This is a genomic window from Desulfosporosinus paludis (assembly GCF_045689965.1).
GTDB classification, from domain to species: domain Bacteria; phylum Bacillota; class Desulfitobacteriia; order Desulfitobacteriales; family Desulfitobacteriaceae; genus Desulfosporosinus; species Desulfosporosinus paludis.
In genome coordinates this window covers 1345600-1358454 of record NZ_CP144211.1, presented here as the reverse complement: position 1 = coordinate 1358454, position 12855 = coordinate 1345600, and the positions used below count along the sequence as shown (strand labels likewise).

The 12855-nt window shown below is 41.7% G+C and carries 13 protein-coding genes; 7 read left to right on the top strand and 6 right to left on the bottom strand.

The annotated features are described in order from the left end of the window. The 5 genes from grdD to VZF35_RS07020 all read left to right on the top strand — a co-directional run bounded on the left by grdD (nt 1) and on the right by VZF35_RS07020 (nt 5704). The gene (grdD, locus tag VZF35_RS07040; protein ID WP_407312257.1) at nt 1-1149 is read left to right on the top strand and encodes a glycine/sarcosine/betaine reductase complex component C subunit alpha; all 1149 of its coding nucleotides are present in this window, start codon (nt 1-3) and stop codon (nt 1147-1149) included. A 46-nt stretch (nt 1150-1195) separates the two neighbouring features. After that, nucleotides 1196-2683 (top strand): SLC13 family permease, encoded by a 1488-nt coding sequence (locus tag VZF35_RS07035; protein WP_407312255.1) that lies wholly within the window; start codon nt 1196-1198, stop codon nt 2681-2683. A 317-nt stretch (nt 2684-3000) separates the two neighbouring features. Next, entirely contained in the window at nt 3001-3483 is a 483-nt protein-coding gene (locus VZF35_RS07030; protein WP_407312253.1) for an RNA polymerase sigma factor, read from the top strand. Next, nucleotides 3476-4846 carry a hypothetical protein gene (locus tag VZF35_RS07025; RefSeq protein ID WP_407312251.1) on the top strand — a complete coding sequence of 457 codons (1371 nt, stop codon included), beginning with the start codon at nt 3476-3478 and terminating at the stop codon, nt 4844-4846. The genes VZF35_RS07030 and VZF35_RS07025 overlap by 8 nt, the downstream gene beginning before the upstream one ends. Before the next feature lie 138 nt (nt 4847-4984). Next, complete coding sequence (locus VZF35_RS07020; RefSeq protein ID WP_407312249.1) at nt 4985-5704, top strand: SIMPL domain-containing protein; 720 nt, start codon at nt 4985-4987, stop codon at nt 5702-5704. A 144-nt stretch (nt 5705-5848) separates the two neighbouring features. Here VZF35_RS07020 and VZF35_RS07015 read toward each other — a convergent pair whose 3' ends face one another. Further along, nucleotides 5849-6694, bottom strand: coding sequence for a sialate O-acetylesterase (locus VZF35_RS07015; protein ID WP_407312247.1), 846 nt, complete (start codon nt 6692-6694; stop codon nt 5849-5851). A 351-nt stretch (nt 6695-7045) separates the two neighbouring features. Between VZF35_RS07015 and VZF35_RS07010 the strand changes: the two genes are divergently transcribed. Then, nucleotides 7046-7648, top strand: coding sequence for a class I SAM-dependent DNA methyltransferase (locus VZF35_RS07010; RefSeq protein WP_407312245.1), 603 nt, complete (start codon nt 7046-7048; stop codon nt 7646-7648). A gap of 175 nt (nt 7649-7823) precedes the next feature. Here VZF35_RS07010 and VZF35_RS07005 read toward each other — a convergent pair whose 3' ends face one another. The 5 genes from VZF35_RS07005 to VZF35_RS06985 all read right to left on the bottom strand — a co-directional run bounded on the left by VZF35_RS07005 (nt 7824) and on the right by VZF35_RS06985 (nt 11711). After that, nucleotides 7824-8084 carry a spore coat protein D gene (locus VZF35_RS07005; RefSeq protein ID WP_407312243.1) on the bottom strand — a complete coding sequence of 87 codons (261 nt, stop codon included), beginning with the start codon at nt 8082-8084 and terminating at the stop codon, nt 7824-7826. A 48-nt stretch (nt 8085-8132) separates the two neighbouring features. After that, a complete protein-coding gene (locus VZF35_RS07000; protein WP_407312241.1) occupies nt 8133-8267 on the bottom strand; it encodes a hypothetical protein in 135 nt (44 codons plus the stop codon). An 829-nt stretch (nt 8268-9096) separates the two neighbouring features. Next, nucleotides 9097-9423: a YmaF family protein gene (locus VZF35_RS06995; RefSeq protein ID WP_407312239.1), complete on the bottom strand. Its 327-nt coding sequence runs from the start codon at nt 9421-9423 to the stop codon at nt 9097-9099. An 84-nt stretch (nt 9424-9507) separates the two neighbouring features. After that, complete coding sequence (locus VZF35_RS06990) at nt 9508-11073, bottom strand: FAD-dependent oxidoreductase (protein WP_407312237.1); 1566 nt, start codon at nt 11071-11073, stop codon at nt 9508-9510. A gap of 347 nt (nt 11074-11420) precedes the next feature. Beyond that, a complete protein-coding gene (locus VZF35_RS06985) occupies nt 11421-11711 on the bottom strand; it encodes a hypothetical protein (protein ID WP_407312235.1) in 291 nt (96 codons plus the stop codon). A gap of 304 nt (nt 11712-12015) precedes the next feature. Between VZF35_RS06985 and VZF35_RS06980 the strand changes: the two genes are divergently transcribed. Continuing rightward, nucleotides 12016-12225 (top strand): DUF1657 domain-containing protein, encoded by a 210-nt coding sequence (locus tag VZF35_RS06980; RefSeq protein WP_407312233.1) that lies wholly within the window; start codon nt 12016-12018, stop codon nt 12223-12225. Nucleotides 12226-12855 lie beyond the last annotated feature (630 nt).

The following is a 12855-nucleotide window of genomic DNA, read 5'->3' as shown; positions in this document are numbered from 1 at the left end:
GTGAGTGAACTGAACCTTAACGGCTTGGCATGTGAAGTCTTTAACGAACTGGCTGATTGCTTGGAGAAGGGAAGTCCGCAATTAACAGTAGGTATCACTACCTTCGGCAATGAGCACGGAATAGGCGAGGTAATCAAAGGCGCTGAACTTGCCAGTGAACGCTATCCGTTTGTTAATGTCGTTCTCATCGGAGACGGCCAGGATTCAGGACTCCCTCGGGAAGCGGCCAGAGATGAAGCGGAAGCCAGAAAGAAAATGAAAAATTTGCTTGATGAAGGAAGTATTGATGCAGCGGTAACGATGCATTATGATTTTCCTTTGGGAACGGCGACAGTTGGCAGAGTCATCGCTCCCGGCAGCGGCCGTGAGTTTTTTCTGGCGAGTACAACCGGTCTGTCTGATGCCCAGCGGATGACTGCCATAGTCATGAATGCGGTCGGCGGGATAGCCACTGCAAAGGCATTCGGCAAGGATAGTCCGACAGTAGGAATCCTCAATATTGATGGAGCGGTTCAGGTGCAACGTGCGCTCAATGATTTGCGGACGAAAGGTTATAGATTTACGTGGGCCGATTCTCTCCGCCAGGACGGAGGGCCCTTAATGCGGGGAAATGATGTTCTTTCAGGGACACCGGATGTACTTGTCTGTGATACCTTAAGCGGCAATCTTCTGGTAAAGATATTAAGTGCTCTGACCACCGGCGGCAGGATAGAAATCTCAGGTTGCGGGTACGGGCTCGGCGTAGGGGAGAATTTCGCCCAAAATATTGGGATTGTTTCTCGAGCCTCCGGAGCGCCGGTGATTGCCAATGCCCTTGGCTATGCCGCTCAAGCGGTAAGAAATAATCTAAGCAAACGGGTTCAAGCCGAGTACCTTCAGGCCAAACAGTATGGACTGACGGCTATTCTTGAACGATTTAAACTCTCGGAAAAATCAAACGAAGATATTAAAGCTCCGGAACAGACAGTTCCGGCAACCGAAGAAATTCGCGGAATTGACGTCTTAGATATTGAAGAAGCGGTCCGCGGAGTCTGGAAAAATGGAATATTTGCGGCAATGGGCATGGGGTGTACTGGGCCGGCTATTATGGTAGCCCCTCAGGACAAAGAGAAAGTAAAGGAAATACTTATACAGAACGGCTATCTATAATTCATGATGTTTTGAAGTGCCCCCGCAATTTGAAGGAGGAGAAATTATGGAAAGTCACCAGACAGTAATTTCAACTGCTAATAGCCCCAAAAAGGGAATTAAGATTGGGAGTATAATAGTTGCCTTTCTCGTGTTGGTTGGATTTTTGAACCTTCCTTTTTCTCACGGACTTACACCGACTGGCCAAAGTTTGCTGGCAGTATTGTTATTTATGGTGGTACTGTGGGTAACCGAGGCCATAAGTTATTCAGCCAGTTCGATTGTCCTGATGGCGGCAATTGCCCTCGTTGTTGGCTTTACTGTGGAAAAGGGAAAGCTGGTTGGGACCACGGCAGGACTTAATATGGCCTTGTCCGGTTTCGGCACCGGAACCTGGGTTTTAGTTGCCTGCGCTCTGATTATTGCCGCTGCTTTGGGGAAAACCGGATTATCCCAGCGGATTGGTTTAAGCGTACTTTATCTCGTGGGTGCCAGAACCAAGCGGGTATACCTGGGTTTGTCAGTCATGTGTTACATTTTTGTTTTGGTAGTGCCCGCGCAGGCTGCGGTTGCAGTTGTCCTGACGGCAATCTGCATGGGAATTATTAAAGAATATAACATAGCAAATCATCAGAATTTTGCCAAGGGCATGCTGCTGATTGTAGCTCAGGGCTCCGGTATCGCGGGACTCGGTATCCTCACCTCCGGTGCTCCACCTCTGCAGGCTGACCGTTTCATTGCCTTGGCGACTCATCATACCATTACTTGGATTGATTGGCTGATTTACGGTTTGCCCTTTAGTATCGTTTTATTTGCAGTCCTCTACGTTTTGATTATTAAGCTCTTTCCTCCCGAGATGGAAGAACTCGAAGGAGGACGGGAGGCTATCCGCCAAAAACTTAAGGATATGGGGCGAATGCCGGCCAAGGAAAAACGTTTGTTGGTTATCATGGTCGTTACGGTAATTCTCTGGGCCACAAGCTCAATCCAGCCAATTGATAACTCGACGGTGGCAGTTCTGGCGTCCGCAGCTATTTTGTTTCCCGGAATAGGCGTGGTCTCCTGGAATGAGATTGAAAAATCCGTAAACTGGGGCACGATTATGCTTTTCGGGGCGGCAATCTCCTTAGGAACCTATCTGCTGCAGACAGGAGCAGCCGCTTGGGTTGCTAAGGCTACGATTGGACAGCTGGGTTTTGAACATCTGTCGGTTTGGTTGATCTTAGTCGTTGTTGCCTTTGCCTTTGGAATATTTAGTTTGGGCTTTTCTGCCCGGACGGCCGCTGTCGCAGCCTTAGTCCCTACGGTAATTGGGTTTGCTCAGAACCTTCATATAGCCCATCTAAATATCTGGGGGTTTTCCTTAATACTCTATTACGCAATTCAATTTACGGCTATTGTACCGGTTAATGATCCTATGGCAATTATCGCTTTTGGCTCCAATACCTTTACGGTGAAAGACATGATTAAATTATCCGTGCCTTTAGTGATTATCTCCATGCTCTTAATTGGCTTATTTGCCTTGACTTATTGGCATTGGCTGGGAATCATATAATTTTTGTCGAGAGATAAATAAGTTCTGGGTGGGGAGGCTGTAGTCGCTGATTACTTTTCTGAAGTAACCGGCGACTTTTTCTTTAATCTTACAACAAGCACCGTGATGGCTGGCTCAGGTAGTGTTGGAAATGATACACTATCTGGGGGTAGGTAAGATGTTTTAATGGCTCAGGATGAAGATCCTGAAGCAAGGCACAACTCATCCCTTATATTGCTGAAGTTGCGTTTGCCGACATTGTGAACGTGAAAAATATTTAAATCATTTGTGACTTTTTTCTATAATCCTTCGTGTTATATATGAAAGGAGATTCTTACATGTCCCAATTGGCGATCAGTAATTTTTCACATAAATACACTTTGTATGGCAATATGGTGTTCAGGATAGCAATGGTCAATCTTGGGAATAAAGAAGACGCTGAAGAAACGATGCAGGAAGCTTTTTATAGACTTCTGTACAAAGCACCGGAATTTAAGGATGAGGAGCATGAAAAAGCGTGGCTCATCAAGGTTACGGTCAATCTTTGCCGGGATATCCTGCGCAGTGTTTGGCAAAAAAGGGTTGTTAAAGTGGAAGATATCGAAACATATTACGGCGATCCTCACGACTTAAATGTTTTAAAAGATATTGTCCAATTACCAATAAAGTATAAGACAGTGATCTATCTTTATTACTTTGAAGATTATTCCATTAAGCAGATCTCAGAAATTTTGAAAATTAAAGAGTCGGCCACTAAAATGCGTTTACAGCGCGGCCGTCAGCTTTTAAAAATAGAATTGGAAGGAAATGAAAATGGATAAGCATGATATCAAACGTGTGCTTGGCAGGCTCGAGCCTGATGAGGGAATGGAATATCGATTGGCCGAGAAGCTAAACAAGGGTCTTCCCAGAAGGGTTCCCTCTAGGGCCATAGCTTCGCTGGCAGCTGGACTGGTCATGATTATCGGAACGGGCGCTTTTATGTATTCCCATTTAGCCGCGGATGCCAAATTAAGCGGGCAAAGCCTCAAGGTTAGCAAGGAAAGTACAATCGCCCAAGTACCTGACAAGCTAATTGGAAAATCAGATCCGGAAACCCAAGGCAGTGCAGGCGTTATAAATAAGCAGCCCACCGACAGTAACCTGCCAAATAGCAATCCGCCGAATAGCAACCCGCCAAATAATAACCAGTCGAAGACTAACCAGCCAGCCAATACCAATCAAGAGCGGGAGGAAAACGCTGCCGGAAGTGAAAACAGCCCGGTTGGAAATTCCGTCCCGTTGCCTGCGCAAGACAGTGCTCAGGAAACTCCGGGGACAGCCAAGCAAGATACCGGGGCTGAAGTTCCCAAGGCGATGCCCCCCAAAAGCGACGAAAATTCGGATACCCAACCTATGCTCGGAAGCGGTGGTGCCGACAGCCCGGCGGCACTCTTGCCCCAAGTCACCAATGAACTAAATACAGGTATCTCTATTCCTAAAATCCAATTACCCAGCGGCCAATTACTCAGTGACACTAAGCCGGGGGCTAAAATGATGGGGCTTATTGTGTATCAGGGCAGAATATATATGCAAAGCTCTTCATCTGCAGAGTTGAACAATGCTGCTGAACTGGTTGGTGAAAAACTTGGAACGACCAAGGGGAATCTGACAGAATGGAGTGGTCAAAGTGATTATGCGGTTGAGTTGGCTTCAACGGTAGGAGTACAGGATGTCTATACTGTTAAAGGGTACGATAAGAGCTTTAGAATCATGACCTATGGCAAGCTCAATGGGCAAACTCATGCAGATATCTTTGAGTGCTTAAATGGTATCACGGTTAAAACGGGAAATGACGTTTTTGCTAAGTTCAAAATTGAGAATAATATAGCTTCTATTAACTATGAAGACTTTGACAGTTGGAACAATGGTAAGGATAATTACAAAGCCCTTGTACGCTTTGATCAATTTGCGAGTTTTCTGGCGGCCTTAGAAAACTCTGTTCCTCTTGAACAAGAGAGTTTAGCCTATTTATTTGCCGAACAGGATTCAACCAGCCAAAAGTTTTTACAAGTAAAACTGAAGGATGGTACTGAAGTGAATTTGAGACTCTTTAAGGACGGCTATGTTTACTACAACGGCATTAATATAGTTTTCAAGGTTGAGGACTCTGCCTTTGCGGGTCTTTGGCATGAACTCAATTAACAGATTTTTGCTCTGAACAGCAGGGAAAGGGGTGATAGTTTTCGAGCAGCCAGCATGAAGGTTCCCCATATTTGTCCGGAATAATGACAGGATTACCTGCCGGAGTGCAGCCCATTAAACAGTGAAGGAGAGCTGATTATGAAAAAGAGTTTAAAAATTTTGCTGAGTGTACTAGCGATGATCTTACTATTAGCCCAAAATACCTGGGCAGCGGAGCTGCCCCAAGCCGGTGTCATTGAGACTTCGGCCAGCAGTTCAATGAGCGTGGACCCGGATGCTGTTCAGCTTAGCCTGACCGTTAGAACCGAAGAGAGTACCAGCGCCGTAGCCCAGGAAAAAAATGCAGCTGCCGTAAGCCAGGCCATAGACCTGCTCGTAAGCGAAGGAATTAGTAAAGACAGCATTAAAACGACGAACTACGCTACCTATTCTTACACTAAGACTGATGGCGACAAGAATACCAGTGAAGTTACCGTATATTCAACCAACAGTGGCCTGGAAGTTAAGCTTACTCAATTGGATAAAGTAGGGGAAGTTCTAAGCAAACTGGCTGGTATTAACGAAGTTAACGTCAATTCTGTAAACTATTCCGTTCAGGATACCGCAAAATACAAGGAGCAGCTGATTTCCGCGGCGATCGCTGATGCCAAGCAAACGATTCAATATAGCGCGGATGCTGTAGGGGTTAAGCTGGATAAATTGAATTCCCTGAGTATAAACTTCAGCTCAGATTCAATGGTTCATCCTTATGTGAGATCAGCAGACAGCGTTGCGGGAGCCGCTGTACCTCAGCCGCAAAATCCGGATAAAATTGTTATTTCGGCAAGCGTAACCATGTCCTATTCTGTACAGCAATAAAAATCCGGCGGTTACTGGAAGCCCTTCTTTCCTGCTAAAATGCGAGGAGTCCGCTAAGGTCCTCGCATTTTGCTGTTCTTTATTCAAGCATTAGATAACGGATTGGAACTTAAAGCTGGCGATGTATTTTCTGAAAATAGGCTGTTAGTCACGGATTTTCGACATTTTCTGCTGATATTCCTCAAAAGAAATCTTTCCTCCAAAAAAGAGCACGTTGATCATTTGTGCTTTTTCGGTCTTGGTATGGGGTCTATCGCTATCTATCTCAATAGCTTTGTTTTCATTTTTAACAGGCGCGAGGATATGACATTTTTGGTCATAGGCTTCATAGTAGCGCAGACCGAAAATCCTTTGGGATACAGCGTTTAAATGAATACCGTCTGGATTGCAAGTCAGTCCCTCTGCTGTGACATAATAACAGTTACTATGACTGTGGGCAAACCTTTTAAGTTCTTCGTTGACCCGGTTGTATTCATTAAAATATTCCCCCATGATGCCGTCGCCAAGATAGTCACCAAGACCGCCAATGATCAGAGGAATTTCTGGAGCATTAAGTTCTTGGCGCAGTCTTTCAATAATTATGAAGAATTTATCGTGATAGTCATGATACTTTCCTGAATTAGACTCAGCTTCTCCTTGGTGCCAAATAATTCCGTCCAATGTGCTGACTCGTTGAGCAAGTTTTGTCTGTGCTATTGCATTGGCAAAGAGTGCACCGTCCACTGCCCAATCATCAAGACTGCTGCTTCCTTCGGCACAGGGAATAAGGCCTATCTCATCCTGTTTGTTTTTCTTGCACCATGCAGCAGCAAAAGATGCCGCAAGACCAACACCGGCAATTGAACGGTCATAATTTATGGGTTCCTCCATAAACTGAAAAAGCCCATTACGGAGCATCTTTATGCGTTCGTTATAAATAGGTGGAACATCGTTTATAAAACCTCGGCCAGCCATATTTGACTGTCCGATCATTAAAAAAGAATGAATCATTGTGAAGCAAACTCCTTTTTATACATATTTTGCAAGTGACTCAGTACGTAACATCATTCATATTATATCGAATAATAAAAGGGTGTGCGGTTTATAATCTGCCTATACGGTTTTTATAAAAATAGCGATGTGTTCTTTGAAAGCATGTGAATATCAATTTGCCAAGGCCTTGCCAGCTTCAAACGGCATTTTTTTTGACTGTTCAAGGCATGTGGAGACAGTTGTTCTTTTGATAAAGAACAAATAAAATGATAGACAAGATGCTATTGCTTTGTGAGGATAACCTTATGATTTTGATGTTATAGCATGTATTTGAAATTCTAAGATTAAGGCAGATAGGAGAATTAAAGTATGGGGAATACCGATATCTTTGACATGATGGCTAAAAGGTATGACACTCTTGAAAGAATCCAAATTGCAAAGTTAGCATCAGATGCCATTCGAGAATACTTGATTGACGCTAATGATAAGAAGGCTATTGATTTTGGATGTGGGACTGGTCTTGTTGGAATGAACTTGTTAAATGAATTCAATTCGATACTTTTTCTGGATTCATCTCAGAATATGATTGATCATATTAAACAAAAGATTATAGGTTTTAATATTCAAAATGCAGATACATTATATTTCGATCTCGAAAAAGAATGTTTATTGGACTTACATGCAGATTATATTTTTATGTCTCAGGTTCTGCTACATATTCATGACGTAAAGTCAGTTTTATCAAGATTATATGATGTTTTAAATGTAGGAGGGCATTTAATAATCGTGGATTTTAATCTAAATGAAGAAGTAGTATCAGATATGGTTCATAATGGATTTGATCAAGCAGAGCTTAGCGACCTTATGGCTAAAGTAGGGTTTAAAGAAATTCAATCAAAAACTTTTTATACGGGAAGTAAAATATTCATGAATCATGATGCATCTTTATTTATACTTGATTCTCAGAAGTAAAATTTGAGCCCTTATTTGGAATATCCGACCGATTTCTGCATTAAGGTGAGCACCTACGTTCCTTTATCCTTGTTTTGTATTTAAAGTACTTGTAAACAAATGCTTTGAAAAATGTGGAATAGGGCGTAACGAAGCTTAATCGTTACGCCCTTCAAGGATTCCCGTCCGATTTCAATTAGAAGAAGAGACGATTGGTGAATCCTTGACCTTGAAAACCCTGACCCATAAATCCTTGTCCCGGGAAGCCCTGACCTTGGAAACCTTGATCAACCGTTACATTTCTTGTGGTTTGTTGAATGAAATGCTGAGGAACATCAACAATGTTTTGCCGATTGATTGTCACGACGGGATGAATCACGGGGACAGTCCGTGTAGTATAAAAATCCCGCACACAATATTGAGGGGGGCAGCAAATTGGTCTTACGCAACCATACATAAAGAAATCCTCCTTACTTAACTTCAAATTAGTTGAACAATATCTTCTTTAGAAAATAACGCCTAAAGCGATAAGAATCAAAATAGCAATAGCGATAATCCCTACGCCTACGCCTACGCCGGCACCTGTGCCGCCGCCGCAGCCGCATACTCCGCCCATACCACCATAACCCATTCCGTACATTTGATTTCCTTCCTTTCTAATTTAAAATACAATTCCCATTGCGATAAGCAAAAGAATAATTACGACGACAGCAGCGATTCCAGCACCAAAGCCACGTCCTGTTCCGCAAGCCCCATCAACAGCGCCACCGAAAGCCATTTGCAGTTCCTCCTTTGTTGAGAGATAATACATAATATGCCAGATACTGGTAAAACGGCACAGACCTTAATAAACAAATTTAGAATCTTGATTTAATAAAGTGTAATATCTGGTTTTTATCCGTAACTTAGGTTTGAACTGAGTACATGTAAATGGATGCTTGTGAAAGATATGCAGAAAGGAGAGTCCCACCATACTCTCCCTTCAAGGAATGCGGATGCCTATAAGTGCATTTCCAATATATAATATGGTAGATTCTCCAATAAAGTTACAACCTGTCCCGTTAGTTTAAGTCCGATTGGGGAGATGTAACGTCATTTTGTAATCTTTCTTTCTTGAAAGGTATACCGTAAAACCTTAACCTTCTTTCAAGCGCCTATCTCACCCGATAGGAGTTCTTTTTTTCTTGCATAGCGTTGCCATAAGTCAAATTAATTATTGGCAAAAATGGGGGCTTCATTAATTAACGTGTCCTATTTTATTCATTCGCTTCGACATCTTTGGTATCGTAAAAATCCGCCGGCAATTGGGGCAGATAAAGCTTATGCACGATTGGGGAATGACTTTTCATGAACAAAGCTTTTTTGACTAAAGGGTTTATCAAAATTAATCAAAACTATACAAATGTAACTTTGATATACCAGATGGTTCGATTAGATCAATGTAATACCCGGCCCCAGGCCGGATATATTTAGTTATAAGCCTTATTGAATAGATGTGCGAAATCCGCTAATGAGGTTTGCCCACCATATGAATGCATATGGGAATGCTGAATTGTAGTTGTACCACAATAGATGTGGGTATGGCCGCCTCCGGGCAAATAGATTGATGGTCCGGTTACTCCAGAGAAGCAGTGAACGTGACCGTCATCAAAGGTTGTCACGCCCGAGTAGTAATGAACGTGTGAGCCCCCATATGGCACACTGTCACTTGTTACTCCAGCCATACCATGAACATGACCATTGGCTAAAGATGTGCGTGTCGAAAAAGAATGAACATGATAATCCGATGTGAACATAAAATCACCCCCTTGTTAATTCCATTGTATTCCAAATTGAAACAGGAGTGACAAGTTACGCCTTTGAATTATGCTACAAAAGGATTAAAAGTCATCTTTGAGAAGTTTCTCAATAGTGTTTACATCATGATGAATATCCAGAGGTCTAAGTGCTGGACCTTCGATCACATCACCTTCATAGGTGAATCTTGAGCCATGACAGGGACAATCCCAAGATTTTTCAGCAGAATTCCAATTTGCTTCGCAGCCCATATGTGTACACGTTGTGTCTACAATATGTAAAGTTCCTTGGTTATCCCGGTATACTCCAGCTCTTTGCCCATTAGCTTCGATAACTTTCCCCTCGCCGGGTTGTATATTAGTGTCTTTGGGCAATGGTGAGGTTTTTCCTTCGATCAATTTATCTGCAACATTAAGATTCTCAACAACAAAATTTTTAATAGAAGCTAAAATGGTTTGTCTTGAAGGGTTATAGACATCCTGCCAGGGACTTTTCCCATCGGTAATTAAATCTCTTAATAGCATAGCTGAAGTCATGCTATTGGTCATTCCCCATTTGCCGTAACCTGTTGCGATATACATATTAGGTGTATCTGACGTGTAATGTCCGACATAAGGAATTCCATCCAACGTCATGCAGTCTTGTGTAGACCATCTGTAGGGAATACGCTCTACTGTAAAAGTCTCATTGGCGAAGTCAACCAATGCCTGGTAATGTTTGATTGTATCTTCAGCTTGTCCTGTTTTATGGTGTTCACCGCCAACGAAGATTAATTGGCCATCATCTGAATCTTGGCTGCGGATAGAGCGACCAGGTTCCTCTGCAGTTATATACATTCCACTCGGATAGTTTTCCTTTGCTTTAATAGCAACAACGTAGGACCGTTCTGGGTATATTCTTGTAAAGTATAGTCCAGGCTTATTGTAAAAGGGGTAATGGGAAGCGATGATGATCTTTTCGGCGGTTACCTTTTTGCCTTGATCTGTCATTAAAACATAGTTGCTTTTGTCTTCAATATCTACAATCTTAGTTCGTTCAAATAGTTGATTACCTCTATTGGTAATCTCCTTTGCAAGAGGTAATAGGAATTTAAGCGGATGGAATTGAGCCTGATCATCAAAGCGGACAGCAGCTTTAACTGAAAAGGGTAAAGGGAGTTCTTCAAGGTAGGTTGCCTTAATTCCAAGCGAGTCGGCAATCGTTGCCTCATCCTGTATTTTGTTAATGTATTGGTCTTGTAAAGTGTATATATAAGCAGATTGGGGAACAAGGTCACACTGAATATTAAGTTCATTGGCTATTTTCTCGTACATACGAATTGCAGATTCGTTAGCGTCTGCATATTGTCTTGCCAATTCCTCACTGATTTGATTTTTGATTTTACTATAGATTAGCCCGTGTTGTGAGGTGATTTTTGCTGTGGTATGCCCAGTTGTACCCTGTAGGATATGGTCAGCTTCAAAGACTGCTATGTTTAACCCTTTATCACCCAGTAGATAGGCACATAAGATACCGGTAATACCGCCCCCGATTATTGCTATATCAACCTTTAAATCCTTCTGTAAGACGGGGTAGTGTGTTTCAGGCGTCGAAGCCATCCAATAAGATTGAGGTGGTTCGGTGAAAATCTTTTGCTTATCAATGTTCAAATAAAGTCCCCCCTTAACTTAAATGCCTACAAACATATAATTAATAGTTATCTTTTGTTAAGGGTCATAGAAATATCCAATTTGCGCTACATTCCAAACAATATATAAATATTTACATATTGCCCTAAACAGTGTGGGAACCGACAAATCAAGCACTCACGCAAGAAGAGAGTTTGAATCTGTCTCAGATCACCAAGATGGGGAAAAGTTACAGGTTTCAGAAGGGCAAGGTTTTAGTTAACCATAACAAATTCCTCGATTATATTTTATCTCGCACCTGAAAACTGTGAAGGCATTTTCTGCACAAGTAGTACGATAAAGAGTGATTTTTAAGTATGATCTTTATGTTAATAATTCGGATTCATCCAAAACCTGATAAACTCTATAAGTTGTTTACCTTCAGACGTAAGTACTTTTCCCCTGCCATGACATTCTTTGCAGACAAAGGACATTGGCTCGGTTGGTTGATCTGGAGTTATCTTTTCAAAATTTATCGATCGATCCTCGATCTCCGAAATTCGAAATGAATTTTTGAGACCCTCTAGTTTGGTCCAAAACTGGAACCAATGAGGATTTTCTATTCTACCTAGTCCAGAACATCTTGAGCACTGTTTATCAAGAACATTTAGGTCAATCATGTCCAACCTCCGTTCAATGATAATTGCAATAATATTCTATTCAAGGAAATAGCATAAGAGAAACAGAATTTATTAATTTAATACTCTGATTTTTATGCTTCAATTTAAGTACATAATTATTAAAAATCTTCGGGTATAATACCCTAAATAAAATTGCTCGTCCTTTGCAATTGGCTCCCAGTGGAATGGTGGTGGGCTTATTTTGATAAATATTACTTAAAAATTGACTAAAGTGGTTACGAATAAGCAGAGTAAATAAAGGAACAATGTACATAATAATTTTAAATATGTAGGAGGGATTAATTTGACTGTACAAGCAGACTTAGAAAAAGCGGTAGCCGCCGCACAATCGGCACTTGGAACTTACGAATCTTTTGCAACCTGTACTTTGGATGAAACCGCTAAAACAATGTTCAAAGAAATGTCCAGCGATATGCAACGTCATGTTTCCCAACTTAGAGGTCGCCTGGCTTACGTAACTCAAAATAACAGTATGAATAAGCCATTAAGTTAAAAAATGCTTTAGATTTTCAAATGCGAAAATTAGCCGCATCATTTAGCAGATGTGGTTGATTTTTTGTAACTGGTAATTTCCAGAACAATTTCAGTGATCTTTAAGCGGCTTCATTTCTATATTAGGTGCGCCTGAAAACGGTGGTACGAATATTACTGGCTACCACCTTTAAGTGGTGATAGCCAGTATTGCAACTTAGAAAATAACGCCTAAAGCGATAAGAATCAAAGTACATAGTATGTAAAAAATAGTACAATATGGGGATGATACTTGCCGAGAATTGTAATATAACGACCTCTGAACTAGCACTCAGAGGTCTTTATTGGCATAATTTGGAGTGTAACCAAAAAGGGGAGGGGATTTCTAACAATGTATCATCATGTTCGTAGAGGTGAAACTCTTCATCATATAGCTAGACGTCATAGGACAAATGTGCATCGTCTGATTTCATTAAATCCACACATTCATAATCCTCATCTGATTTATCCAGGTCAAAAAATTAGAGTACGTTAATTGGTTTGACCTAGATCGAAATTGGATAGTAACCTTGGTTGAAAATGAGACGGGAGGCATTACGCCTCCCTTTTTTGTTGTTTGATGAGGTACTCAAAAACAGAGAAAAACAACGTG